Genomic DNA, 24,320 nt, shown 5'->3' with positions numbered 1-24,320 from the left:
AGCAACAAGCCTTGAACCAGTGGGAGCGCTCCCATATTGAAGACGGGCGTGTCAAGGGTCAAGGTGTTTGAAGAGTCGAAAAGATTCGACGGCGACATCTGATGGAAACACGTCAACCCCTCTGTCCTTTACCGTCACTTGGCGCTAGCTTCGTTGACACCAGTGGGAGCGGTTCCATCAGTCGACGCGTCCGTCACGACGCGCCCGATCTGCAAGGAGTCGCTCATGCGACACCCCCCGCGTTCAGGTCTTTTAGTCGTGCTCGGCGCTGCCGTCGCCCTTGTGGGCACCGCGGTCGCGCCGGTCCTCACGGCGTCGGGAGCCACCCCCGCGTGCACGGTGGAGTACTCGGTCACCAGTGAGTGGGACGCCGGCTTCCAGGGCTCCGTCAAGGTCACCAACAACCAGGCGGCGCTCAGCAGTTGGAGTCTGACCTTCGACTTCGGCGCAGGTCAGAAGGTCACCCAGGGCTGGAACGCCAAGTGGTCCCAGTCCGGTGTCACTGTCACCGCGGTCAACGAGAGCTACAACGGCTCGCTGGGCACGGGCGCGAGCGTCAGCGCGGGGTTCCTCGCCTCACGGTCCGGGAGCAATCCCGTACCGGCGTCGTTCAGGCTCAACGGGACGACGTGCAACGTGGATTCGGAGCCCACCCCGACTTCCACCCCGACGCCGACTCCGTCGCCCACCGATCCGCCGGTCCCCGAGGACGGGCCGCCGACCCTGCGTGTGTCCGGCAACAAGCTCGTCGACTCCGGCGGCGCCACCCGGCGGCTGCTCGGTGTCAACCGCTCCGGCGGCGAGTTCGCGTGCGTCCAGGGCAACGGCATCTGGGACGGGCCCGTCGACGACGCCTCGGTGAAGGCGATCGCCGACTGGAACGTCAACACCGTACGCATTCCGCTGAACGAGGAGTGCTGGCTCGGCCTGTCCAACATCAAGCCCGAGTACGCGGGCGCCAACTACATGGCCGCCGTCAAGGACCTGGTGGCCAAGGTGAAGGCGCACGGCATGACGCCGATGGTCGAGCTGCACTGGACCTGGGGCCAGTACACGGGCAACTCGGCGGGCTGCTCCGACGTACACGCCAGCTGCCAGAAGCCGATGCCCGACATGCAGTACACGCCCGCCTTCTGGACCTCGGTCGCCAACACCTTCAAGGGTGACCCGGCCGTCGTGTTCGACCTCTTCAACGAGCCCTACCCGGACCGCGCCACCTCCACGGCGGCCCAGGCCTGGACCTGCTGGCGGGACGGCGGCACCTGCCCCGGCATCGGGTACGAGGTCGCCGGTATGCAGGATCTGATCGACGCGATCCGGGCCACCGGCGCCAAGAACGTGATCCTCGCCGGAGGGCTCGCCTACTCCAACGACCTCAGCCAGTGGCTGACGTACAGGCCGAGCGACCCGGCGGGCAATCTCGCCGCCGCCTGGCATGTCTACAACTTCAACTCCTGCTCCAACGAAAGCTGTTGGGACTCGACACTCGCGCCGGTCGCCGCCCAGGTCCCGCTGGTCGCGGGCGAGATCGGCGAGAACACCTGCGCGCACTCCTTCATCGACCGGGTCATGAAGTGGTTCGACGACCGTTCCCTGTCGTACCTCGGCTGGACCTGGAACACCTGGAACTGCGCCACCGGCCCGTCCCTGATCTCCGGTTACGACGGCACACCCACGGCCTTCGGTATCGGACTGCGCGACCACCTTCGCGCCATCGGTTAGCACGCCATCGGTCGGTGCTCCATCGGCCGGCGCTTCATCGGTCAGTGCTCCAACTCCCCATCACAGCAAGGCGCTTCTCGCCCCACCCGGAAAACGAACGGAACACGAGAGGACACCCGCACTCATGAGCCGTACCAGAACAGCGATCCTCGCCGCCATGGCGCTGGTCGCCGGTGCCACCGGCGCCGCCGTCGCAGCCACACCGGCCGACGTCGGCATCGCCGCGATCCCCTGCACCGTCGACTACAAGGTGCAGAGCCAGTGGTCCACCGGCTTCACCGCCGCCGTGACGGTCACCAACAACAGCGCGGCCAAGTCGAGTTGGGCCGTGAAGTGGTCGTACGCCGGCAACCAGCAGGTCACCAGCGGCTGGAACGCGAAGATCACCCAGAGCGGGACCGCCGTGACCGCCGCCAACGAGACCTACAACGGGACGCTCGGCACCGGGAGTTCGGTGAGCTTCGGCTTCAACGGCAGCTACAGCGGCACGAACGCGCTCCCGACCTCCTTCACCCTCGACGGCGTCACCTGCAACGTCGACGACGGCGGCGGCACCGACCCGGGTCCCGGTACGCCGTCCAACCGGGTCGACAACCCGTACGCGGGCGCCCGGGTGTACGTGAACCCGGAGTGGTCCGCGAAGGCCGCCGCCGAGACGGGCGGCAGCCGGATCTCCAGCCAGCCCACCGGCGTCTGGCTGGACCGGATCGCCGCGATCAACGGAGTCAACGGCGGGATGGGTCTGCGCGCCCACCTCGACGCGGCCCTCCAGCAGAAGGGCACCGGCGAACTCGTCGTCCAGCTGGTCATCTACAACCTGCCCGGCCGCGACTGCGCCGCCCTCGCCTCCAACGGCGAACTCGGCCCGACGGAGATCGACCGCTACAAGACCGCGTACATCGACCCGATCGCGGCGATCCTCGCGGACACCAAGTACGCGGGCCTGCGCATCGTCACGACCGTCGAGATCGACTCGCTGCCCAACCTCGTCACCAACACCGGCAGCCGGCCCACGGCCACGCCCGCGTGCGATGTGATGAAGGCGAACGGCAACTACGTCAAGGGCGTCGGCTACGCGCTCGGCAAGCTCGGTGACGTGCCGAACGTCTACAACTACGTCGACGCCGGACACCACGGCTGGATCGGCTGGGACGACAACTTCGGTGCCTCCGCCGATGTGTTCAAGCAGGCGGCCACCGCCGAGGGCGCGACCGTGAACGACGTGCACGGGTTCATCACCAACACGGCGAACTACAGCGCCCTGAAGGAGAACAACTTCACCATCAACGACACCGTGGCCGGCAAGTCCGTCCGCGAGTCGAAGTGGGTGGACTGGAACCGGTACACCGACGAGCTGTCCTTCGCGCAGGCCTTCCGCAACCAGCTGGTCACGGTCGGCTTCCCGGCGGGCATCGGCATGCTGATCGACACGTCCAGGAACGGGTGGGGTGGCACTGCGCGGCCGGCCGGGCCCGGCGCGACGACCACGGTCGACACGTATGTCGACGGTGGGCGCTATGACCGGCGCATCCATGTCGGGAACTGGTGCAACCAGTCCGGGGCGGGTCTGGGTGAACGGCCTACGGCCGCGCCGGCTGCCGGGATCGACGCGTATGTGTGGATGAAGCCTCCGGGGGAGTCGGACGGGTCGAGTTCGGCGATTCCGAACGACGAGGGCAAGGGGTTCGACCGGATGTGCGACCCGACGTATACCGGTAATCCGCGGAACAACAACAACCTGTCGGGGGCGTTGGCGAACTCGCCGCTTTCGGGGCACTGGTTCTCTGCGCAGTTCCAGGAACTGATGAGGAACGCGTACCCGGCACTTTAGGCTCCGCTGGTTCGGCCGGTTGTTCGCTGCGGGTCGGTGGGGGCTGGTCGCGCAGTTCCCCGCGCCCCTAAAAGGCGCCATGCGCACCCGCGTTCGTCAGGAGAGGTAAGTCGTGGTCCGCCAGGGGGCTTCAATTGCTCTTCCCCAGGCCCTGGCGGATCGCGAACTCCACTGCCGAGTGGTTCTTGTCCGTGCGGTTCAGTTCGTACGGGGCCGTCGGGTGCAGTGGGGGCTGGGCCATGAAGCGGGGGCGGGTGCCGTGGTGGGGCTGGGCCGCGTGGATCAGGAAGGGGTGGCAGAGGTATACGTCGCCGGGGCGACCGGTGGCGTAGGCGAGCGGGCGGTGTGCCGAGGCCCTGACCAGGTCGGGTGCCAGTTCCAGGCCCGAGACGCCCTCCTCGCCGTACGGCTCCAGCAGGGGCGGTACGTCCAGATGCGAGCCGACCCGGATGCGTGTCGGGGCGTCCGCCTCGCCGACCTCACTGAACAGGAACAGCATCAGCAGGGACCGGTCCCGGGAACGGAGGTTCGTATACGGCCAGTCGGCGCCCTCGACGGCGTAGCTCCCCTCGATGTGCCAGCCCGCGTCGTCCGGTTCCTCCTCGTGCGGGAAGCGCAGCGGGAAGCTGCCCAGGGAGTAGCGCGACGCCCAGCGGCCCTCGCCCACCAGCACGTCGAACGCCTCATGCAGCACAGGGGTGTTGACCGCGGCGGCGAACGGGCCCTGCGCCATGTCCGACACCCAGTGCACCGGCTTCGTCCAGGTGCCGGGGTCGTCCGGGTCGCATCCCGTCTCCCGCCACAGCAGCCGTGCGCAGTGCTCGGCGACACGCGGCGGGAAGGCGCCCTCGATCTTCACGAACCCGTCTTCGAGGAAGCGCTCCACCAGATCGTCGTCCATGCGGACATCGTGGGGGAGCGGGGTGGGCACGCGCATCCGGTTTTTGCCGTGGGTGGTCGAGGAGGAGATTCTCGTTTGCCGTTACGGCAACAGAACTGGCCCGGTCGGCGGGGTCGGAGCAGGCTGGTGCCAACGACAACGGGAGGCCCGTAGACCATGGCCCATCAGCACCAGCACACTCATGAGCACGCCGACGCACACGACCGCGGCGACATCGACTTCGGCAAGATGATCCCCATGCTGGAGGGGCAGGCCGAGCTGTTCGCGCCGCTCTACGCCGACGCCCTGGCCTGGCTGCACCGGCAGCAGCCCGAACCGGGGCTGATCGTCGACGCGGGCTGTGGCCCCGGCATCATCTCGGGCTTCTTCGCGGAGGCGTTCCCCGTGGCACGCATCGTCGCGGCGGACAGTTCGCCGGCGCTCCTGGAGCGGGCCCGCGAGAACGCCGAACGCCTCGGCAACGCCGACCGCTTCAGCACCGTCGAGGCGGAACTCCCGGACGGGCTCGGCGAGTTGGAGTACCCCGCCGACCTGGTGTGGTCGAGCCGGGTCGTGCATCACGTCGGCGACCAGCGGGCCGCGCTCGCCGCACTCGCGGCCGTGCTCGCGCCGGGCGGCACACTCGCCGTCATGGAGGGCGGCCTCCCGGAGCGGAACCTGCCGCGCGACCTCGGCTTCGGGCGCCCTGGCCTGGAGACGCGGATGGACCTGATCGAGCAGTCCTGGTTCAGCGAGATGCGCACCACCCTGCGCGGCCATGTACGCGAGACCGAGGACTGGCCGGCCCTGCTCACCGCCGCCGGTCTGCGCCCCTCCGGCACCCGTGCCTTCCTCCTCGACCTCCCCGCCCCGCTCACGGACGAGGCCCGCGCCTATGTGATCGGTGTCTTCGACCGGCGCCGCACGATGTTCGCGGACGAGCTGGACGCCGACGACCGTGCCACCCTCGACCGTCTCCTCGACCCCGACGACAAGGCGAGCCTCCACCACCGCCCCGACCTCTTCGTCCTGGCCACGCACACGCTCTACACGGGCACGAAGCCGAACGAATAGCCGAGTCGGAGCGCATCCCCAACTCCCTTGACTTGGAGGGCGCTTCAAGTGATGGACTCTCCGCCGTTCACGACTCACGTACGGCACACACAGGGGGAACCATGTCCGAATCACCCGTCGCGCTCATCACCGGTGGCGGCAGCGGCATCGGCGCCGCCGTCGCACGGCAGCTGCTCGGCGCCGGTCACCGGGTCGTCGTCACCGGCCGGGGCGAGGAGCGGTTGCGTGACTTCGCCGAGGAACTCGGTCGCCCGGAGGGGTTGTTGACGATCCAGGGCAACGCCGCCGAGTACGACCACGTGCGCGGCGCGGTCGAGACGGCGCTCAAGGAGTTCGGGCGGCTGGACACGGTCATCGCCAACGCCGGGTTCGGCACCCACGACACCGTCGCCGAGGGTGACCCGGCCGGCTGGACCGAGATGGTGCTGACCAACGTGCTCGGGCCCGCGCTGCTCATCAGGGCATCGATCGACGCGCTGAAGGAGACCCGGGGCCGGATCGTGCTGGTCGGCAGTGTCGCCGGGTTCATCCACGGGCCGGGCAACATCTACGGGGCGACCAAGTGGGCGGTGACCGGCCTGGCCGAGAACACCCGACGCCAGGTCACGGAGTTCGGCGTCGGTGTGACGCTGGTGGCCCCCGGGCGCGTCGAGACCCCGTTCTGGGACAGCTACGGCAGCCTCCCGCCGGGGCATCTGCTGACGGCCGACCAGCTGGCCGACTCGATCGTCTGGGCGATCCGGCAGCCGGAGGGAGTCGACGTCAACACCGTGGTCGTACGGCCGATCGGGCAGCCCGTCTGACCGCTGCCCGACCGGCCGACAGTCCATCAACCGCCGTGCGGGGAAGGTTAATTGTCTGAGATGCTAAGAACATCCAGGTAGTTCCTCGTGGCACGGAGGCCGTACATGCTCACGTCCGACCAGGTACCGGGCGCGCCGAACTGGGTCGAACTGCGTACGCCTGACGTGCGGGCGGCGAGCGAGTTCTACGCGGCTCTGTTCGGCTGGGAGCGGGACGCCGAGGTGTTCCGGCTCGACGGGGCCGCGGTGGCCGGGGTGGCCGGGGTGCGCGAGGCCGATGCGGTGGACGGCGGCTGGGTGCTCTCGTTCCACACCCGGGACGCGGAGACGACGGCCGGGTCGGTGGCGGCGGCCGGCGGCGAACGGACGGCGGACGCCGGTGCCTGTGCCGGCACCGGCGTCCTGTACGTCACCGACCCCACCGGCGTCCGCTTCGGCCTCCGGCGGCCCGGACCGGCGCCGGTTCTCGACCTCGTGGACGCGCCCGGCGCCCTGCGGTGGACGCAGCACTACACCACGGACGTACCGGCGGCGAAGGCCTTCTACCAGGCGGTGTTCGCGTGGGACGGCCGCTCGCCCGGGGCGCCACGCTCGTCTACCCGGCCGAGACCCAGCAGGCGATCGGGCGCCAGGCGACGTTCCTCGACCCGTGGGGCGCCGCGTTCGCGGTGAACGCGGGCGTGGCGCCCCCTCGGGCATAGTCCCGGCAGCCGGCCGAGGGATCAGTCCGACTCGAAGGTCGCCGGGTCCGGGCCCAGGCGCCGGTCCTCGTTGAGCGCGCTGATCGCCGCGAGGTCCTCCGTGTCCAGGCTGAAGTCGAAGACCTCGATGTTCTCCTTGATCCGGGCCGGCGTCACGGACTTGGGGATCACCACGTTGCCCAGCTGGAGGTGCCAGCGCAGGACGACCTGGGCCGGCGTACGCCCGTGCTTCTGGGCGATGGCCACGATCGCGGGGACCTCCAGCAGACCCTTGCCGGAGCCGAGCGGGGACCAGGCCTCCGTGGCGATGCCCTGCTCCGCGTGGTACTCGCGGGACGCGTGCTGCTGGAGGTGCGGGTGCAGTTCGATCTGGTTGACGGCCGGGATGACCGACGTCTCGGCGAGGAGCCGATCCAGGTGCTCCGGAAGGAAGTTGGAGACACCGATGGCCCGGGCGCGGCCGTCCGCGGCGAGCTTCTCGAACGCCTTGTACGTGTCGACGAAGCTGCCCTTGGCCGGCTGCGGCCAGTGGATCAGATACAGGTCGACGTACTCCAGGCCGAGCTTCTCCAGGGAGGTGTCGAAGGCGCGGAGCGTCGACTCATATCCCTGGTCGGCGTTCCAGAGCTTGGTGGTGACGAAGAGGTCCTCGCGGGGGACGCCGGATGAGGCGAGAGCCTTTCCGGTGCCCTTTTCGTTGCCGTAGATCGCCGCTGTGTCGATGCTGCGATACCCGGTTTCCAGCGCGATGGCGACCGCTCGCTCCGCCTCGTCGTCCGGCACCTGCCAGACGCCGAAGCCCAGCTGGGGCATCTCGACGCCGTTGTTCAGGATGATCGGGGGGACCTTGCTGCTCACGAGCTCTCGATCCTTCAGTCGTCGGAGTGGTACGCCCATCGTCAACGATCGCGGGCCGTGTCGCATTCCTGTCCGGGGAATCCGTCCGGACCGACCGACGAGTCGGCGTCGGGGGAGTGAGATTGGCCGGAAATCCCTCCGACGTCTTCGGTCCGGACCATTGACCCCGGAACGTCCTGCCGCGACGCTGGTTCGCGCCGACGGCTGAGTTCATGAACTCGGTACATGGATGTGAACAATTATGCCCCTCTGGGTAGCCGTAACCCCCCACCCCTCGTCTTTCCGCGACCACTGAAACGTCGGGACACGGAAAACATCGGATGAAAAGGTGACCGCCTCACCATGGGACGACATCGACAGACGGCACTGACGCCCCTCGCGCGCGGCGCCCAACAGCGTTATCTCGCCCCGCACTTCGAACTCGCCGACATCTCCATCGGCACGAACGTCGGCGACTACGCGTACTGCATCGCCCGCACCCGGGCCACCAACGACTTCCACGGCCTGGGCGCCTTCCTGATCATGAACGAACAAGTGCGCCGAACAGGCGGATCGGGCGAATCAACCGCGACGAACAACTGAGAGGTGATGAGTGTCATGAGTACATCCAGAAGGACACTGCTGGGCGCCGCCCTGGGCGGGGCCGCCGGAGCGGCCGTCGGTCTGCCGACCGCCACCACCGCCCACGCCGCCTCCTGGCAGCAGAAGTGGGCTCCGTCGGCGAGCGCCAACGGCCTCGGCGCCTTCGAGACCATCGAGGACGACCGCGCCGACTCCCACACCGCCGCGAACCCGCACATCTACGCCACCGGCAACAACTGGCGCTTCAACATGCACACCGTCGACCGCGACACCTCGACCGACCGCCAGCGCCAGGAGGTCACCGGCCTGCGCAACGGAAGCGGCAGCAACTACCTGAAGTGGACCGAGGGGCAGACCTGGCGGGTCACCTACTCGATGTACATCCCCAGCTCGCTCAAGGCGACCACCACCTTCACGCACATCATGCAGATGAAGCAGCCGGGCAGCGGCACCTCGCCGCTCGTCGTGCAGTCGCTGCGCCGGGTGAACGGCGTGCAGACCATCGAACTCAAGCTGGCCATCGACAACATCCTGATCGGCCGTACGAACCTGGAGCCGCTGCACAACAAATGGACCGATGTCGACTTCCAGATCAAGGTCGGCAACGGCTCGGCGGGCACGGTCCGCTGGATCCTCACGTCGGGCGGCTCGACGGTGATCGACGCCTCGAAGACCGGGGTCGACACCTTCCTGGCCGACCGGGTGCGCCCGAAGTGGGGCATCTACCGCTCCCTCGGCGACACCTCCGGGTCCCTCCAGGACACCTACCTCCTGCTCACCAACCTCCGCGGCTACCAACTCGTCTGAGGAGCCGTCACATGCCACCACCCCCCACGCTCCGAACCCGTGGCGCTGCGACGACCGTCCTGCTCGCCCTCGCCCTCGCCCTCGCCGTCGTCCTCGGGCTGACCAACCCCTCGACCGCCCTCCCGGCCCCGCGACAACCCGCCGCCATCTCCGCCACCTCCGCCATCTCTGCCACCTCCGCCGTCGACAAGGCCGTCGCAGCCGCTCCGCGCGACCTGGAGAACCCCCGCCAGGAGTTCCTGCGCAACTCCGTCGGCGGCCTGTTCCTGCACTGGGGTCTGCGCACCGCGCCCGCCCACACCGACTGCACCGCCTGGGAGGACGACGTCACGGCCGGCGGCTGGACGCCGGACTACTGGGTGCGGGAGGCACAGAAGCTGCACACCCAGTACCTCGTCCTCGCCAGCTTCCACAGCCGCCTCGGCTACGCCCGTGCCTGGCCGTCGGACATCCCCGGATCCTGCTCCACCGAACGGGACTTCCTCGGCGAACTGATCACGGCGGCCAAGTCCAAGGGCCTGAAGGTCATCCTCTACATGACCGACGACCCCCAGTGGCACGCCGAGGGCGGCCACGAGTGGCTCGACTCGGCCGCGTACTCCGCCCACAAGGGCACGAACGTCGACCTGACCACCCGCGAGGGCTTCGGGCAGTACAGCTACGACAACTTCTTCGAGGTCATGGACCGCTATCCCGACCTCGGCGGCTTCTGGATCGACAACGACAACGCGTACTGGGAGAGCCACGACCTCTACCGGCAGATCTACGAGAGGCGCCCGAACTACACGCTCAGCAACAACAACGAAGACACGCCGATCATGGACATGGTCAGCAACGAGCAGAAGACGGGCATGACCCCCGCCTACGACTATCCGCAGGCCGTCTACACCGCCCAACCCCGCCTGACCGAGGCCGACTTCAAGCTGCCCTCGACCGGCGCCTGGTGGTACGACGGCTCCGACCCGGCCGTCGACAGAAAACTCACCTTCGGCCGCCTGATCACCAACGCGGGCTCCTCGGTGAAGGCACTGATGGCCGAAACCGCCCAGGTCAACGGCGAGTTCCCGGCGAACCAGGCCGCCTTCAACGACTTCGCCGACTCCTACCTCGCCCCCATCCGGCAGTCCCTGCACGGCACCGAGGGCGGCGGCTACCTGTACGGCGGCCTCAAGCCCGGCTTCTGGAACGACGGCGCTCATGGCGTCACGACGATCAGCAAGGCGAACCCCAACCGGCAGTACGTCCATGTCCTGACCCCGCCCAGCACCAGCACCCTGCGCATCCGCGACAACGGCTACCGCATCGCCTCCGTCACCAACCTCCGTACGGGCGCGGCCATTTCGTGGTCGCAGTCCGGCGGCGCGCTCACCCTGACCGGGCTCGGGGACTGGGACCCGTACGACACCGTCTTCAAGGTCACCACGGCCGGCCGCCAGGGCATCCTGACCGGCGTCACGACGACTGCGAGCGCCTCCGCGAGCGGTCACGCCGGATCGGCCGCCGCCGACGGAGACCACCTCACCTATTGGGACAGCGACAAGACCCTGCCGGTCGACCTGACCTTCGACCTCGGCTCGGTGAAGCGGGTCCGGTACATCGGGCTCAACCAGCGCGAGGACTCCGTCGCCTACGCCCGCTCCGCCACCGAGCAGTCGGCGCGGATCAAGGACTACCAGGTCTATCTGAGTGACGACGGCTCGAACTGGGGGAGCGCGGTCAAGACCGGGCAACTCCCAAGTCACCGTGGAATCCAGGGCATTGACCTCACCGCGGCCAACGCCCGGTACGTCCGCCTGGAAGTCGACTCCACCTGGGCCGCCGCCACCGACACCACCCGCTACCAGCGGCTGCGGATCGACGAGGCATGGATCGGCACGGCGTACGCCACACCGACCACGAGGGCCGCCCTGGACGTCAGTTGGGCCCGCTGAAGGGGTCAGGCCCGGTACAGGGCCTCGACCTCCTTCGCGTACGCGTTCTCGATCGCCTTGCGCTTCAGCTTCAGGGACGGCGTCAGCAGACCGTGTTCCTCGGTGAACGGCTGGGCGAGGATGCGGAAGGTACGGATCGACTCGGCCTTGGAGACAAGGGTGTTCGCGGCGACCACCGCGCGCCGCACCTCCTTCTCCAGGTCCGGGTCGCGCACCAGTTCCGTCGGGGTCAGCTGGGGCTTGTCGCGCATCGTGAGCCAGTGCTCGACCGCCTCCTGGTCCAGGGTGACCAGGGCCGCGATGTACGGGCGGTCGTTGCCGACCAGGATGCACTGGGCGACGAGAGGGTGGTCCCGGACGCGTTCCTCCAGGGCCCCGGGGGAGACGCTCTTGCCGCCCGACGTCACCAGGATCTCCTTCTTGCGGCCGGTGATCGTGAGGAAGCCGTCGTCGTCGAGGGAGCCCAGGTCGCCGGTGGCGAGCCAGCCGTCGTGCAGGGTCGCGTCCGTCGCCTTCTGGTTGTTCAGATAGCCCTGGAAGACGTTGTCGCCGCGCAGCCAGATCTCGCCGTCGTCCGCGATGTGCACGGTCATGCCCGGGATGGCCTGGCCGACCGTGCCGTACCGGGTGCGCTCGGGCGGGTTCGCGGTGGCCGCCGCCGTCGTCTCGGTGAGGCCGTAGCCCTCGTAGATGTGGACGCCCGCGCCCGCGAAGAACAGCCCGAGGCGCCGGTCCATCCCCGAACCGCCCGTCATGGCGTGCCGGACGCGTCCACCCATCGCGGCCCGGATCTTGGAGTAGACGAGCTTCTCGAAGAGCTGGTGCTGCATCCGCAGGCCCGCCGACGGGCCGGGGCCCAGGTCCCAGGCCTTCTCCTCCACCGCCTCCGCGTAACGCACCGCGATCTCGACGGCCTTCTCGAAGGGGCCCGCCTTGCCCTCCCGCTCGGCCTTGCGGCGGGCCGCGTTGAAGACCTTCTCGAAGATGTACGGCACCCCGAGGAAGAACGTCGGCTTGAACGCGGCCAGGTCGGGCAGCAGTGCCGCCGCGTTCAGCTGCGGCTGATGGCCGAAACGCACCCCGCCACGGATCGCGGCGACCTGCACCATCCGGCCGAAGACATGCGCGAGGGGGAGAAAGAGGAGAGTCGCCGCCTCGTCGCCCTTCCTGGAGTGGAACACCGGTTCCCAGCGCTCGATGACCGTGTCCGCCTCGAACATGAAGTTGGCGTGGGTGATGACACAGCCCTTGGGGCGGCCCGTGGTGCCGGAGGTGTAGATGATCGTCGCCGTCGAATCGGGCGTGACCGCGAGCCGCTGCCGGTGCACCATCTCGTCGTCGAGGTGCGCGCCGGCCTCGTACAGCTCCTGTACGGCCCCCACGTCGAGCTGCCACAACTGACGCAGTTGGGGGAGCCGGTCGATGACCGTGGCGATGGTCATCGCGTGGTCCTCGTGCTCCACCATCGCCGCCGTCACCTCGGCGTCGTACAGCATCCAGAAGACCTGCTCGGCGGAGGACGTCGGATAGACGGGCACCACCTGGGCGCCGATCGTCCAGAGCGCGTAGTCGAAGAGCGTCCACTCGTAGCGCGTACGGGACATGATCGCGACGCGGTCCCCGAACCGGATGCCCTGTGCGAGCAGGCCCTTGGCGAGGGCGAGAACCTCGTCGCGGAACTCGCCCGCGGTCACGTCCCGCCACTGGCCGGCCTCGTCCTTGCGGCCGAGCGCGACCCGGAGGGGGTCTTCCTGGGCATGCTCGTAGACCACGTCGGCCAGACCGCCCACGGGCGGCGCCAACGCCAACGGAGGGTTGGTGAATTCGCGCAAACCCGCTCCTAGTGACGCTCCGGCTCGGCGCGGTGAAAGCTACCCCACAGGTCTGTGGTGCGGGAGGGGGTACCAAGCCGAACGGTGTTCAGCTTCGGCGCCGTCGCCGGGCGGAAAATACGTCTGTATGGGTAGGGGACGGACAGAATTTCTTACGTCGAAGTACGTTTCGGCTCCGCAATCTCCACCGAATCCGACCGACCCGATCACCGCCCGTACCAGGCCTCTTGGGACGCTCTTTAAGGTTCCAGAAGCCCTTCGGTCGACCGCTTCACCCTCTCTGTCTGCGTCCCGGACGCCGTTTTTGTCACACCTGGATCTGGATCGCGGCTGTCGGCGCGACAGGCCCTAACGCCGGTGCAGCCGGTCCCCGCTCGTGAGGATCGCCGCCGCCAGCGCGTCCGCCGCGCTCTGGGCCGACGTTCGACGATGGCCGTGGACCAGGACGAAGTCGACCCGGCCCAGCTCCGGCAGCCCGAAGCGGTCGGGTACGCGGACCAGGCCGGGCGGGATCAGTCCGCGCGAGTGGGCCATCACACCCAGGCCCGCCCGGGCCGCCGCGATCAGCCCGTTGAGGCTGCCACTGGTGCAGGCGACGCGCCAGGCCCGGCCCTGCCGCTCCAGGGCCTCCATGGCGAGCGCGCGGGTGATGCCCGGCGGCGGGTACACGATCAGCGGCACCGGGCGGTCGGGGTCCAGCCGGAGCCGTTCCGCGCCGATCCACACCAGCTCGTCGTGCCACACCGGCTCGCCGTGCGGGTCCTCGGGGCGCCGCTTGGCCAGGACGAGGTCCAGTTTCCCGGCGGCCAGTTGCTCGTGCAGGGTGCCCGACAGCTCCACGGTCAGCTCCAGATCGACCTCGGGATGGTCGGACCGGAAGCCCTCCAGGATCTCCGGCAGCCGGGTCAGTACGAAGTCCTCCGACGCGCCGAACCGCAGCCGGCCGCGCAGCCGCGTGCCCGTGAAGAACGCCGTCGCCTGCTCGTGCACGTCCAGGATGCGGCGGGCGAAACCGAGCATCGCCTCGCCGTCCTCGGTCAGCTCCACGGAGTGCGTGTCCCGGGTGAACAGCTGCCGTCCGGCCGCGTCCTCCAGCCGCCGCACATGCTGGCTGACCGTCGACTGACGCAGCCCGAGCCGCCGGGCGGCCTGCGTGAAACTGAGCGTCTGCGCCACGGTCAGAAAGGTCCGCAGATGAGAGGGGTCGTACACGCCCTCCACGCTAGCGCGTTATCGCGAGACGTGATGACAGTCAGAGCGGTGTACGGGATTCCCGATCACGAACCCGAGGAGGACGATGGAAAGGGCACGACCGTCCTTGAACCTGACGTCCCTGTCCCTGAAGTAGTGGAGCACCGTGAAACGCCTGAAGTGGCCGAGCTGGATGCCGATCGACCCCTACATCCTGCTGTTGCTCGGGACGGTAGGGCTCGCGGCACTCCTCCCGGCGCGCGGGACGGGTGCCGACGTCGCATCCGGTGCCTCCACGGCCGCCATCGCCTTCCTCTTCTTTCTCTACGGCGCCCGGCTCTCCACCCGCGAGGCGCTGGAGGGACTCAAGCACTGGCGGCTGCACGTCACGGTCCTCGCCTGTACGTTCGTCGTCTTCCCGCTGCTCGGCCTGGCCGCCCGGGGACTCGAACCGGTGTTCCTGACCCACGACCTCTACACCGGCCTGCTCTTCCTCACCCTCGTCCCGTCCACGATCCAGTCGTCGATCGCCTTCACCTCGATGGCCCGGGGCAATGTGCCCGCCGCGATCTGCGCGGGCTCCTTCTCCTCCCTCGTCGGCATCGTCGTCACCCCGCTGCTCGCGGCCACCCTGCTCGGCAGCACCGGCGGCGGCTTCTCGCTCGACTCGCTCCTCGAGATCGTGCTCCAGCTGCTGGTCCCGTTCGTCGCCGGGCAGCTGCTGCGGCGCTGGATCGGCGCGTTCATCACCCGGCACAAGAAGGTGCTCGGGCTGGTCGACCGGGGCTCGATCCTCCTCGTCGTCTACACCGCGTTCAGCGAGGGCATGGTCGAGGGCATCTGGCACCAGGTCAGCCCGGCCCGGCTGGCCGGACTGCTGGTCGTCGAGGCCGTACTGCTCGCGGTGATGCTGACGCTCACCTGGTACGGCGGCAAGGCGCTCCGCTTCAACCGCGAGGACCGGATCGCGATCCAGTTCGCCGGCTCGAAGAAGTCCCTGGCAGCCGGACTCCCCATGGCGAGCGTCCTGTTCGGCCCCCAGGCCGCACTGGCCGTACTGCCCCTGATGCTCTTCCACCAGATGCAGCTGATGGTCTGCGCGGTCATAGCCAAACGCCGCTCCCAGGACCCGATGGCCGCGGACCAGGTGGGGTCGGGTGGGCGCTCGCGCCCCCCGACAGGGGCGCGGGGAACTGCGCGACAAGCCCCCACCGGACCCGCGGCCGACGAACCACCTATCGCCCGGAGCGACTCGCGTTCACCTGATCCAGAGGCAGCCAAAGCACCGTATCGCTAGTGGCCGCAGCCGGATCCACCGTCGCGGTCATGGCCGCAGCGGACAGCTCCGCCGTACCCAACGCCCGGTCCCACACCCGCACATCGTCGATCGCACCACTGAAGTGCTGCAGACTGTCCATCCGCTCCCCGACATGCACCCCGAACGCCGAGTTGCGACTGACAGACCCGGCAACGTCCGCCACACTCACCGCCGTACCGTCGACGAAGAGCGTGAACTGCCCACCGCCACGACGCAGAGCGGCAAAGTGCCACTGCCCGTCGTTGTACGTGCCCACGGAGGTCGCCGACGCCGTCCTGACCGCCGACGCGCCGTCCCGGACGGTCATCAGCCCCCGGACACGGTTGCTCGCGGGCTCGGCGCGGAGCCAGACCTGCGGCTGGGTCGAGCCGACCCCGCCCATCCACAGCAGCGGCCGGTCACCCGTCGTCGCCGTGGTACGGAACCAGAGGGCCACCGTGAAGTCCTTCGTGCCCAGCGGCAGCCGGTCGCTGTACGGGAGGCGTACGGCGTCGTCCACGCCGTCGAACTCCAGTGCGCCGCCGCCGAACACCCCGGAGGTCTGCGCGGCACCGCCGAGGACGGCGGCCGGACGGGCCTGCGGGGCGAGGTCGGGGGTGGTCGGGTCGGGACCGCGCGCCGGGGTCAGCCAGTCCTCGGTGAAGCGGGCGAAGCGGATCTCGTCGCGTGCGTCGACGGCGCCGCCCTCGTACAGCAGGCCCACCGTCTGGTTGTCGATCTTCACCAGATCGGAGTAGCCCGACCAGTCCCGGGTGACGACCGTGCCCCGGTCCACGCTGTCCCAGGTGCGCCCGCCGTCGTACGAGGAGCGGATCATCATCGTCCGGCGCCGGTCGGGATCGCCCGGGCAGGCCAGCAGCACGCGGGCGCCGAAGTCGACGGTGGAGCACTGGACCTGGGGTGCGTAGAGGTCCGGGAGGGTGTGGAACGGGGTTTGGAAGCTGCTGCCGCCGTCGGCGCTGAAGGCCTGGGTGCGGTGTCCGAGATCGGTTCCGTCCTGTTCGCGCCCGCTGACCAGGATCACCCCGTCCGGGCGCTCGGTGAGCGTCACTTCGGAGGGTTTCTGCCGGAAGGTGCCGTCCGCCGCGATCGGCCAGCTGTCGGTGGCGCCGACCTTCCAGTGGTCGCCGCCGTCGTCGCTGATGATCAGCGCGGCGTGGTTGGCGCTGATCCGGCTGCCGTCCCACGTCTCGGTGTTGACGCCGAAGACGAGCCGGCCCGCGTGTGCCCCCCGAGTGAGCTGGAGGCCGTGGACGGGGCCCGTCGCGTACCAGGAGTTCCACTCGGGCGGCATGATCTCGGCGCTGAGGTCGCGCGGCTCGGACCAGGTCAGTCCGTCGTCGTCGCTGTACTGCAGATGGGGGCTGCGGTCGCAGGGCACCGGGCAGTTGCCGCCGCCCCGGCCCGTGTTCCAGGTCTCCGCCAGGAGGATGCGGCCGGTCTGCCGGTCCACGATCGGCGCCGGGTTGCCGTGGGTGTCGGCCCCGCCGTCGTTGACGACCTGGAGCGGTCCCCAGGTCAGCCCGTCGTCGGTGGACCGCTTGACGACGATGTCGATGTCACCGGCGTCCCCGCAGTTGTCCCTCCGCCCCTCGGAGAAGGCCAGCAGCGTTCCCTTCAGGGTCCGGACGACGGCCGGGATGCGGTAGCAGGCGTAGCCGGGGTCCTGGGAGGCCCGGAAGAGCACCTGCTGCTCGAACGTGGCCGTCGGGGTGGCCTGTTCGGCGCCCGCGGGGCTCGGCAGCGCGAACAGCAGAGCGGCCGTGGTGCACACGGCCGTGAGGGTGGATCTGAGACGTGCGCGAAGACTTGACGGCATGTGCGGCCCTGCCCTTCAACGTCTGGACTTCATGCGTCTGGACTTCAGAGTTCTGAACGTGGGTGGGGGATTTCAGAGGTCTGGACATCTGAACAACCGGGCATCCGGAAATCCGGACATCCCACGTCCAACTTGCGCGCATCAGACGGTAGTTGGCTGCTCAGCTGCCCCACAAGAACCGCGTGTCGCGGGTTCAGGACAACCTTGGTATTCGGCCGTGCGGGACCGCGCCGACGACACCGACCACACCGCACCTCCGCGAAAACCATTGGGAGCCCCAACGATAAACGTATAACCGTTGGGAGGTCCAATGATTATTCGCTAGGCTTTTCTTATGTCTGCCGAACTTCGTTCGATACGCGTCCTCCCCAGCTGGATCCTGGGGAGGGCAGCCGACCGCGGGCGGGCGCTGGTCGCCGCCGCGCTGGCCCGTGAAGGGCTGAAGATGTGGCATCACGTGGTGCTCTCCGCCGTCGCGGAGCTGGGCCCGGTCGCGCAGGCCGAACTGGTGCGCGGGGTGGGGCTCGACGCCAAGGACATGGTCGGCGTCCTCAACGACCTCCAGGACGCCGGACTGGTCGTCCGCGCACCCGACCCGCACGATCGCCGCAAGAACGCGGTGTCGGTCACGGCGGACGGACGGCGGCTGCTGACCCGCTGTGAGCGGGCCGCGCGCAAGGCCAACGACGAGCTGCTGGCGCCGCTCACGGTTGTGGAACGCGAACTGTTGACGTCCCTGCTCACCCGGGTCTCGGGCGCCGGGTAGCTGAGCGGTGGTAGAGGCGGGGCCCCACGGCGCAGGGGGCGCTCCCCGCCGTTCGGGGCCCCGCCGCCGTGCCGCGGGGAAGCCGGTCAGCCCTGGGAGGCCCGGTCAGCCTTGGGAGGCCGCGGCTTGCAGGGCGATGCGGTCCTCGCCCGCGTACACGTTCATGTTGGCGCCCCGGAGGAACCCCACCAGCGTCAGCCCCGACTCGGCCGCCAGGTCGACGGCGAGCGACGAGGGCGCCGAGACGGCCGCCAGCACCGGAATCCCGGCCATGACCGCCTTCTGCGCCAGCTCGAACGAGGCCCGGCCCGAAACCAGCAGGATCGTCCGGGACAGCGGCAGCCGGCCGTTCTGCAGCGCCCGGCCGACCAGCTTGTCGACCGCGTTGTGCCGGCCCACGTCCTCACGGATGTCGAGCAGCTCGCCCTCCTCCGTGAACAGGGCCGCCGCGTGCAGGCCCCCGGTCCGCTCGAACACCCGTTGGGACGCGCGGAGCCGGTCGGGGAGGCTCGCGAGCAGCTCGGGTGTCAGCCGGACCGGGGGAGCGTCGGCGCCGTCGTCGATCGCCCAGCGGGCCGTCGTACGGACGGCGTCCAGACTCGCCTTGCCGCACAGGCCGCACGAGGACGTCGTGTACACGTTCCGCTCCAGCGTGATGTCGGGCAGCACCACGTCCGGCGCAGTGCGCACGTCCACCACGTTGTACGTGTTCGAGCCGTCCTCCGTGGCGCCCGCGCAGTACACGATGTTCTGGAGTTCGCGCCCCTCGGCGAGCACGCCCTCGCTCACCAGGAAGCCGGCGGCCAGCGCGAAGTCGTCGCCCGGGGTCCGCATGGTGATGGCGATCGGCTTGCCGTTGAGCCGGATCTCCAGGGGTTCCTCGGCGACGAGGGTGTCCGGACGGGCGGAGACCGCGCCGTCGCGGATGCGGATCACCTTGCGTCGTTCCGTGACTCGTCCCATGTCCTTGATCAGCCCCGGTTCTGTACGTGCTGGTGGGTGGCCTTCACGGTCTCATTGTCCTGCACGGGCGAGGAGCGACGTGCGGTGGCCGTGAGGCCGAACCGCGCTGGCGAATATTGTCTACAGTATGGCGGTGGCGTCGGCAAGGGTTACGGCACGGGTCGGACGGGCCGGGCGAGGTGTCCGTGGCTCGGAAGTGGTGCTCGGCGCGGCTCCGGCAAACCGTTCGTCCGGTCCGAACGACCGTTCGGCGCAGCCCGGATACCGCTCACCGCATACGGTCGGCGAGTTCGACCGGCCGCCTTCCCAACCATGCGGCCGGTTCCTATCGTCCGGGATCATGAGTCCCCCCGTAGCGCCACCCGGCTGGAGCCGCTGGCTCGTTCCTCCGGCCGCCCTCTCGGTCCATCTCTCCATCGGTCAGGCCTACGCCTGGAGCGTCTTCAAGCCGCCGCTGGAATCAGCCCTCGGCCTCAGCGGCACACAGAGCGCACTGCCCTTCCAGCTCGGCATCGTCATGCTCGGCCTGTCCGCCGCGTTCGGCGGCACCCTCGTCGAGCGCAACGGGCCACGCTGGGCCATGACCGTCGCCCTGGTCTGCTTCTCCTCCGGCTTCCTGATCGCCTCGCTCGGCGCCGCCACCGAGCAGTACTGGCTGATCGTCTTCGGCTACGGCTTCGTCGGCGGCATCGGCCTCGGTATCGGCTACATCTCGCCCGTCTCCACCCTGATCAAGTGGTTCCCGGACCGGCCCGGCATGGCCACCGGCATCGCGATCATGGGCTTCGGCGGCGGCGCGCTCATCGCCTCGCCCTGGTCGGCGCAGATGCTGGAGTCGTTCGGTTCCGACAGCTCCGGGATCGCGCTCGCCTTCCTTGTGCACGGACTGTCGTACGCCGTGTTCATGTCGCTCGGGGTGCTCCTGGTGCGGGTGCCGCGCACCGACAAGCCCGCCGCCGGGGGCGCGGCGAGCGGGCCCAGTGCCCTCTCGGGCGTCCAGGTCTCCGCGCGCAGTGCCGTGCGGACCCCGCAGTTCTGGTGCCTGTGGGTCATCCTCTGCATGAACGTGACCGCGGGCATCGGCATCCTGGAGAAGGCCGCGCCGATGATCAAGGACTTCTTCGCGGACAGTTCCACACCGGTCTCGGTGTCGGCGGCGGCCGGCTTCGTCGCGCTGCTGTCGGCGGCCAACATGGCGGGCCGGATCGGCTGGTCGTCCACCTCCGACCTGATCGGCCGCAAGAACATCTACCGCGTCTACCTGGGCGTGGGCGCGCTGATGTACGCGTCGATCGCCTGGTTCGGGGACTCCTCGAAGCCGCTGTTCATCCTGTGCGCGCTGGTGATCCTCTCCTTCTACGGCGGCGGCTTCGCCACCATCCCCGCCTATCTGAAGGACCTCTTCGGGACCTACCAGGTCGGCGCGATCCACGGGCGGCTGCTCACCGCCTGGTCCACGGCCGGTGTCCTCGGCCCGCTGATCGTCAACTGGATAGCCGACCGGCAGGAGGAGGCCGGCAAGACCGGCTCCGCCCTCTACGGGATGTCGTTCTACATCATGATCGGACTGCTCGCCGTCGGCTTCGTCGCCAACGAACTCGTCCGCCCCGTCGACCCCCGCCACCACATCCCCGTACCGAAGGAGGCCGCCGATGTCCAGCGAGAGCAGTCCGTCTGAGAGCGCGGGCCCGCCCGACCGGCGGCCCCTGATCGCGTTCGCCTGGCTGTGGGTGGGGGCGCCGCTCTGCTACGGGGTCTACGAACTGGTACAGAAGGCGACACAGCTGTTCACGGGGTAGGTGTTCGGTCGCCATGGGGTCTGATGGAAGCCGACAACCCGGCCGCGTGAATCCTGTGGCATCGCGTGCCGTCGTACTGGTGAGTCACTGATCAGACTGGTGGATCCCGCTACCGAAAAGCAGTAAGGGGACCCACTCATGAACGGCTCGCGCATCGCCGCCGTCGGTCACTACCAGCCCGCCAAGGTGCTCACCAACGAGGATCTGGCGGGTCTGGTCGACACCAACGACGAGTGGATCAGAAGCCGGGTGGGCATCCGTACGCGCCACATCGCCGGCCCCGACGAGCCCGTCGACGAGCTGGCCGCGCACGCCGCCGCCAAGGCGCTCGCGGCGGCCGGCCTGGCCGCGAGCGACATCGACCTCGTCCTCGTCGCCACCTCCACGGCCGTCGACCGCTCCCCGAACATGGCCGCCCGGGTCGCGCACCGGATCGGCATCCCCTCGGCGGCCACGATGGACCTCAACGTGGTGTGCGCCGGCTTCACCCACGCCCTGGCCACGGCCGACCACGCGGTACGGGCCGGGGGATCGACCCGGGCCCTCGTCATCGGCGCCGACAAGATGTCCGCGGTGACGGACTGGACCGACCGCACGACCTGCGTACTCGTCGGGGACGGCGCGGGCGCGGCGGTCGTCGAGGCCTGTCCGCCGGTCGAGCAGGGGATCGCCGGCATCGGGCCCGTGCTGTGGGGTTCCGTGCCAGAGATGGGGCACGCCGTACGGATCGAGGGCACCCCCTCGGTGTTCGCGCAGGAGGGACAGAGCGTGTACCGCTGGGCCACCACCCAGCTGCCGCGGATCGCCCGCCAGGCCTGCGAGCGTGCGGGACTCGCCCCCGAGGACCTCGCCGCCGTCGTCCTGCACCAGGCCAACCTGCGCATCATCGAACCCCTGGCCGAGAAGATCGGCGCGGTGAACGCCGTCGTGGCCCGCGATGTCGTCGAGTCCGGCAACACCTCGGCCGCCAGCATCCCGCTCGCCTTCTCGAAACTGGTCGAGCGCGCCGAGATCACCACCGGCGACCCGGTCCTGCTGTTCGGCTTCGGCGGCAACCTCTCGTACGCCGGACAGGTCGTCCGCTGTCCCTGAGTGCCTCGGTGTCCGCGCGGGTCCGCTGTTCGTGAGCGCCTCGGCTTGTGTGCACCGTGGACGGTATCTGTGCACCGTGGACTGTAGACGAAAGGCAATTCATACTGACCTCCCGGCTGCTCTGCCCGGCGTTGCCCTAGGGGGATCGCGATGTTGTCGTCGACGGGACTGCCGCTGGGTGCGGTGCCCAGGCTCGAACGCCCCGGTCCGTTGCGTGACCGGGTGTACGAGGCGCTGCTCGAGCTGATCACCACGCGTGCCCTGCGGCCCGGCCAGCATCTCGTCGAGAGCGAACTCGCCGGGCATCTCGGGGTGTCCCGGCAGCCGGTCCGCGAGGCGCTTCAACGGCTCAGCACCGAGGGCTGGGTGGATCTGCGGCCGGCCCAGGGTGCCTTCGTGCACGAGCCGACGGAGGAGGAGGCGGACCAACTCCTCACCGTCCGCACGCTGTTGGAGGCCGAGGCCGCCCGGCTCGCCGCCGCGGGTACGAACAGCGCCGGCGTCGAGGCGCTGGAGCAGCTGTGCGCCGAGGGCGAGCGCGCGGTGGGCGAGGACGACGTGGACGGCGCGGTCGCCATGAACGCCCGCTTCCACGCGAAGGTGATGGAACTCGCCGGGAACACGGTCCTCGCGGAGCTGGCCGCGCAGGTCGACCGCCGGGTGCGCTGGTACTACACGCCGGTCGCCCGACAGCGTGGCCGGCAGTCGTGGATCGAGCACCGCGAACTGATCGCGGCGATCGCGGACGGCGACGGTCAGCGGGCCACGGAGATCATGCGGGCCCACACGGAACACACCCGGAAGACGTACCACCAGCGCCCGCGCGACTGAGCCCCCCGACCGTCGGCAGCGAGGGGATACACGTCCTCTTCTTTGTCCACTCAGAGGAAAAAGTGAGTGGCAATCTGTGCGCAACTTCTTCCCAGCCCCGGCAGCCGCTGCTACGTTCCACTCGAAAGCCCGGCGAAGTGGCCGGAAACCGTGGCTGGTTGGTGCCTGACTAGGCGGGGAGGGGCTTGTGAGACGTATGACCGCACGCCCCGCGAACGCCCATCAGGCCCGGCTGCTACGGCTGTTGCGTGACGGTGGGCCCAACTCCCGGGCCCAGCTGGGGGACCAGGTCGACCTGTCCCGGTCCAAGCTGGCCGTGGAGGTGGACCGACTCCTGGAGACGGGCCTGGTCGTGGCCGACGGTCTCGCCGCCTCGCGCGGAGGCCGCCGTTCCCACAACATCCGGCTCGCCCCCGCCCTGCGCTTCCTCGGCGTCGACATCGGCGCGACCTCGATAGACGTCGCGGTCACCAACGCCGAACTGGAAGTGCTGGGACACGTCAACCAGCCCATGGACGTACGCGAGGGCCCCGTCGCGGTCTTCGAGCAAGTCCTGTCCATGGCGGCCAAGTTGAGGGCCTCCGGGCTCGCGGAGGGGTTCGACGGCGCCGGTATCGGCGTCCCGGGCCCGGTCCGCTTCCCCGAGGGCGTACCAGTCGCCCCGCCGATCATGCCCGGCTGGGACGGCTTCCCCGTACGGGAGGCGCTCAGCCAGGAACTGGGCTGCCCGGTGATGGTCGACAACGACGTGAACCTGATGGCGATGGGGGAGCAGCACGCGGGCGTCGCCCGTTCCGTGGGCGACTTCCTCTGCGTCAAGATCGGCACCGGTATCGGCTGCGGCATCGTCGTCGGCGGTGAGGTCCACCGTGGGGTGACGGGCAGTGCCGGCGACATCGGGCACATCCAGGCGGTGCCCGACGGCCGCCCGTGTGCCTGCGGCAACCGGGGCTGCCTGGAAGCCCACTTCAGCGGTGCCGCGCTCGCCCGCGACGCCAAGGAGGCGGCCCAGCAAGGGCTTTCGGCGGAACTCGCGGCCCGACTGGAGGCGAGCGGCGCCCTGAGCGCCGTCGACGTCGCCGCCGCCGCTGCCGCCGGGGACGCCACCTCGCTCGACCTGATCCGCGAGGGCGGCAACCGCACCGGCCAGGTCATCGCCGGCCTGGTCAGCTTCTTCAACCCCGGCCTGGTGGTGATCGGCGGCGGGGTGACCGGCCTCGGCCACACCCTGCTCGCCGCGATCCGCACCCAGGTCTACCGGCAGTCACTGCCACTGGCGACCGGCAACCTGCCCATCGTGCTGGGGGAGTTGGGCCCCACCGCCGGAGTCATCGGCGCGGCCCGGCTCATCAGCGACCATCTGTTCTCACCCGCGTAGACCACCTCGTACACGCGGCTCACCGGTACGGCGCCCTGCTCTGCCCTGCTCCGAATGCTCCGCCCCGCGCATCCTGCTGCTCCGCCCTGCTCAAAACGCCTGCCCAGCAAGCGATTTGTCCCGCACGCGATTTGCCCTGCAA

21 protein-coding genes are annotated in these 24,320 nt (G+C 69.4%); 15 read left to right on the top strand and 6 right to left on the bottom strand.

All coding sequences use genetic code 11. The features are described from left to right. Positions 1 to 225: 225 nt before the first annotated feature. Positions 226 to 1,722 carry a cellulase family glycosylhydrolase gene (locus tag ACWDR4_RS39415; RefSeq protein WP_450415686.1) on the top strand — a complete coding sequence of 499 codons (1,497 nt, stop codon included), beginning with the start codon at positions 226 to 228 and terminating at the stop codon, positions 1,720 to 1,722. Positions 1,723 to 1,846: 124 nt separating this feature from the next. After that, a complete protein-coding gene (locus ACWDR4_RS39410) occupies positions 1,847 to 3,553 on the top strand; it encodes a glycoside hydrolase family 6 protein (protein ID WP_450415684.1) in 1,707 nt (568 codons plus the stop codon). A 130-nt stretch (positions 3,554 to 3,683) separates the two neighbouring features. Here the strand turns inward: ACWDR4_RS39410 and ACWDR4_RS39405 are convergent, their stop codons facing one another. Next, positions 3,684 to 4,454: a phytanoyl-CoA dioxygenase family protein gene (locus ACWDR4_RS39405; RefSeq protein ID WP_450415682.1), complete on the bottom strand. Its 771-nt coding sequence runs from the start codon at positions 4,452 to 4,454 to the stop codon at positions 3,684 to 3,686. A gap of 156 nt (positions 4,455 to 4,610) precedes the next feature. On the opposite strand from ACWDR4_RS39405, the gene ACWDR4_RS39400 reads away from it, so the two are divergent. The 3 genes from ACWDR4_RS39400 to ACWDR4_RS39390 all read left to right on the top strand — a co-directional run bounded on the left by ACWDR4_RS39400 (position 4,611) and on the right by ACWDR4_RS39390 (position 6,982). Then, positions 4,611 to 5,507: a class I SAM-dependent methyltransferase gene (locus ACWDR4_RS39400; protein WP_450415680.1), complete on the top strand. Its 897-nt coding sequence runs from the start codon at positions 4,611 to 4,613 to the stop codon at positions 5,505 to 5,507. 101 nt (positions 5,508 to 5,608) lie between these two features. Then, on the top strand, positions 5,609 to 6,310 hold the full coding sequence (locus ACWDR4_RS39395; RefSeq protein WP_450415678.1) for an SDR family oxidoreductase: 702 nt from the start codon (positions 5,609 to 5,611) through the stop codon (positions 6,308 to 6,310). 105 nt (positions 6,311 to 6,415) lie between these two features. Continuing rightward, positions 6,416 to 6,982: a VOC family protein gene (locus tag ACWDR4_RS39390; RefSeq protein WP_450415677.1), complete on the top strand. Its 567-nt coding sequence runs from the start codon at positions 6,416 to 6,418 to the stop codon at positions 6,980 to 6,982. A gap of 50 nt (positions 6,983 to 7,032) precedes the next feature. Here the strand turns inward: ACWDR4_RS39390 and ACWDR4_RS39385 are convergent, their stop codons facing one another. Next, the gene (locus tag ACWDR4_RS39385) at positions 7,033 to 7,869 is read right to left on the bottom strand and encodes an aldo/keto reductase (RefSeq protein ID WP_450415676.1); all 837 of its coding nucleotides are present in this window, start codon (positions 7,867 to 7,869) and stop codon (positions 7,033 to 7,035) included. A 342-nt stretch (positions 7,870 to 8,211) separates the two neighbouring features. Between ACWDR4_RS39385 and ACWDR4_RS39380 the strand changes: the two genes are divergently transcribed. The 3 genes from ACWDR4_RS39380 to ACWDR4_RS39370 are packed head-to-tail and all read left to right on the top strand — an operon-like array spanning position 8,212 to position 11,189. Continuing rightward, on the top strand, positions 8,212 to 8,451 hold the full coding sequence (locus ACWDR4_RS39380) for a hypothetical protein (RefSeq protein WP_450415713.1): 240 nt from the start codon (positions 8,212 to 8,214) through the stop codon (positions 8,449 to 8,451). Positions 8,452 to 8,466: 15 nt separating this feature from the next. Then, positions 8,467 to 9,258 (top strand): Tat pathway signal sequence domain protein, encoded by a 792-nt coding sequence (locus tag ACWDR4_RS39375; RefSeq protein WP_450415674.1) that lies wholly within the window; start codon positions 8,467 to 8,469, stop codon positions 9,256 to 9,258. A gap of 11 nt (positions 9,259 to 9,269) precedes the next feature. Beyond that, on the top strand, positions 9,270 to 11,189 hold the full coding sequence (locus tag ACWDR4_RS39370) for a discoidin domain-containing protein (RefSeq protein ID WP_450415672.1): 1,920 nt from the start codon (positions 9,270 to 9,272) through the stop codon (positions 11,187 to 11,189). Between the two features lie 5 nt (positions 11,190 to 11,194). Here the strand turns inward: ACWDR4_RS39370 and ACWDR4_RS39365 are convergent, their stop codons facing one another. Beyond that, positions 11,195 to 13,021 carry an AMP-dependent synthetase/ligase gene (locus tag ACWDR4_RS39365; RefSeq protein ID WP_450415671.1) on the bottom strand — a complete coding sequence of 609 codons (1,827 nt, stop codon included), beginning with the start codon at positions 13,019 to 13,021 and terminating at the stop codon, positions 11,195 to 11,197. Between the two features lie 348 nt (positions 13,022 to 13,369). Next, positions 13,370 to 14,233, bottom strand: coding sequence for a LysR substrate-binding domain-containing protein (locus ACWDR4_RS39360; RefSeq protein WP_450415670.1), 864 nt, complete (start codon positions 14,231 to 14,233; stop codon positions 13,370 to 13,372). Positions 14,234 to 14,405: 172 nt separating this feature from the next. Here ACWDR4_RS39360 and ACWDR4_RS39355 point away from each other — a divergent pair, with 172 nt between their 5' ends. Next, positions 14,406 to 15,509, top strand: a complete 1,104-nt coding sequence (locus tag ACWDR4_RS39355; protein WP_450415710.1) for a bile acid:sodium symporter family protein — start codon at positions 14,406 to 14,408, stop codon at positions 15,507 to 15,509. On the opposite strand, the gene ACWDR4_RS39350 is transcribed toward ACWDR4_RS39355, so the two are convergent. Further along, positions 15,448 to 17,349 carry an exo-alpha-sialidase gene (locus ACWDR4_RS39350; protein ID WP_450415668.1) on the bottom strand — a complete coding sequence of 634 codons (1,902 nt, stop codon included), beginning with the start codon at positions 17,347 to 17,349 and terminating at the stop codon, positions 15,448 to 15,450. The genes ACWDR4_RS39355 and ACWDR4_RS39350 overlap by 62 nt on opposite strands. Positions 17,350 to 17,683: 334 nt before the next feature. Here ACWDR4_RS39350 and ACWDR4_RS39345 point away from each other — a divergent pair, with 334 nt between their 5' ends. After that, positions 17,684 to 18,115 (top strand): MarR family winged helix-turn-helix transcriptional regulator, encoded by a 432-nt coding sequence (locus tag ACWDR4_RS39345; protein WP_450415666.1) that lies wholly within the window; start codon positions 17,684 to 17,686, stop codon positions 18,113 to 18,115. A gap of 105 nt (positions 18,116 to 18,220) precedes the next feature. Here the strand turns inward: ACWDR4_RS39345 and fdhD are convergent, their stop codons facing one another. Continuing rightward, a complete protein-coding gene (gene fdhD / locus ACWDR4_RS39340; protein WP_450415664.1) occupies positions 18,221 to 19,078 on the bottom strand; it encodes a formate dehydrogenase accessory sulfurtransferase FdhD in 858 nt (285 codons plus the stop codon). Positions 19,079 to 19,418: 340 nt separating this feature from the next. On the opposite strand from fdhD, the gene ACWDR4_RS39335 reads away from it, so the two are divergent. From ACWDR4_RS39335 to ACWDR4_RS39315, 5 genes are all read left to right on the top strand, one after another. Beyond that, complete coding sequence (locus tag ACWDR4_RS39335) at positions 19,419 to 20,756, top strand: OFA family MFS transporter (RefSeq protein WP_450415662.1); 1,338 nt, start codon at positions 19,419 to 19,421, stop codon at positions 20,754 to 20,756. After that, positions 20,731 to 20,877, top strand: a complete 147-nt coding sequence (locus ACWDR4_RS39330; RefSeq protein WP_450415661.1) for an MFS transporter small subunit — start codon at positions 20,731 to 20,733, stop codon at positions 20,875 to 20,877. The genes ACWDR4_RS39335 and ACWDR4_RS39330 overlap by 26 nt, the downstream gene beginning before the upstream one ends. 138 nt (positions 20,878 to 21,015) lie before the next feature. Continuing rightward, positions 21,016 to 21,969, top strand: coding sequence for a beta-ketoacyl-ACP synthase III (locus tag ACWDR4_RS39325; RefSeq protein ID WP_450415659.1), 954 nt, complete (start codon positions 21,016 to 21,018; stop codon positions 21,967 to 21,969). Positions 21,970 to 22,122: 153 nt separating this feature from the next. Next, positions 22,123 to 22,800, top strand: a complete 678-nt coding sequence (locus ACWDR4_RS39320; RefSeq protein WP_450415709.1) for a GntR family transcriptional regulator — start codon at positions 22,123 to 22,125, stop codon at positions 22,798 to 22,800. 196 nt (positions 22,801 to 22,996) lie between these two features. Continuing rightward, a complete protein-coding gene (locus ACWDR4_RS39315) occupies positions 22,997 to 24,178 on the top strand; it encodes an ROK family transcriptional regulator (RefSeq protein WP_389355019.1) in 1,182 nt (393 codons plus the stop codon). Positions 24,179 to 24,320: the final 142 nt, after the last annotated feature.

The sequence above is a fragment of the Streptomyces sp. NPDC000878 genome (assembly GCF_053599695.1).
This window is presented reverse-complemented; position numbering and strand designations above follow the sequence as displayed.

Bases quoted from the DNA above. Each gene is read 5' to 3' on its own strand.
- ACWDR4_RS39415 (WP_450415686.1), top strand. From the start codon at position 226: ATGCGACACCCCCCGCGTTCAGGTCTTTTAGTCGTGCTCGGCGCTGCC.
- ACWDR4_RS39410 (WP_450415684.1), top strand. From the start codon at position 1,847: ATGAGCCGTACCAGAACAGCGATCCTCGCCGCCATGGCGCTGGTCGCC.
- ACWDR4_RS39405 (WP_450415682.1), bottom strand. From the start codon at position 4,454: ATGGACGACGATCTGGTGGAGCGCTTCCTCGAAGACGGGTTCGTGAAG.
- ACWDR4_RS39400 (WP_450415680.1), top strand. From the start codon at position 4,611: ATGGCCCATCAGCACCAGCACACTCATGAGCACGCCGACGCACACGAC.
- ACWDR4_RS39395 (WP_450415678.1), top strand. From the start codon at position 5,609: ATGTCCGAATCACCCGTCGCGCTCATCACCGGTGGCGGCAGCGGCATC.
- ACWDR4_RS39390 (WP_450415677.1), top strand. From the start codon at position 6,416: ATGCTCACGTCCGACCAGGTACCGGGCGCGCCGAACTGGGTCGAACTG.
- ACWDR4_RS39380 (WP_450415713.1), top strand. From the start codon at position 8,212: ATGGGACGACATCGACAGACGGCACTGACGCCCCTCGCGCGCGGCGCC.
- ACWDR4_RS39375 (WP_450415674.1), top strand. From the start codon at position 8,467: ATGAGTACATCCAGAAGGACACTGCTGGGCGCCGCCCTGGGCGGGGCC.
- ACWDR4_RS39370 (WP_450415672.1), top strand. From the start codon at position 9,270: ATGCCACCACCCCCCACGCTCCGAACCCGTGGCGCTGCGACGACCGTC.
- ACWDR4_RS39355 (WP_450415710.1), top strand. From the start codon at position 14,406: ATGCCGATCGACCCCTACATCCTGCTGTTGCTCGGGACGGTAGGGCTC.
- ACWDR4_RS39350 (WP_450415668.1), bottom strand. From the start codon at position 17,349: ATGCCGTCAAGTCTTCGCGCACGTCTCAGATCCACCCTCACGGCCGTG.
- ACWDR4_RS39345 (WP_450415666.1), top strand. From the start codon at position 17,684: ATGTCTGCCGAACTTCGTTCGATACGCGTCCTCCCCAGCTGGATCCTG.
- fdhD (WP_450415664.1), bottom strand. From the start codon at position 19,078: ATGGGACGAGTCACGGAACGACGCAAGGTGATCCGCATCCGCGACGGC.
- ACWDR4_RS39335 (WP_450415662.1), top strand. From the start codon at position 19,419: ATGAGTCCCCCCGTAGCGCCACCCGGCTGGAGCCGCTGGCTCGTTCCT.
- ACWDR4_RS39330 (WP_450415661.1), top strand. From the start codon at position 20,731: ATGTCCAGCGAGAGCAGTCCGTCTGAGAGCGCGGGCCCGCCCGACCGG.
- ACWDR4_RS39325 (WP_450415659.1), top strand. From the start codon at position 21,016: ATGAACGGCTCGCGCATCGCCGCCGTCGGTCACTACCAGCCCGCCAAG.
- ACWDR4_RS39315 (WP_389355019.1), top strand. From the start codon at position 22,997: ATGACCGCACGCCCCGCGAACGCCCATCAGGCCCGGCTGCTACGGCTG.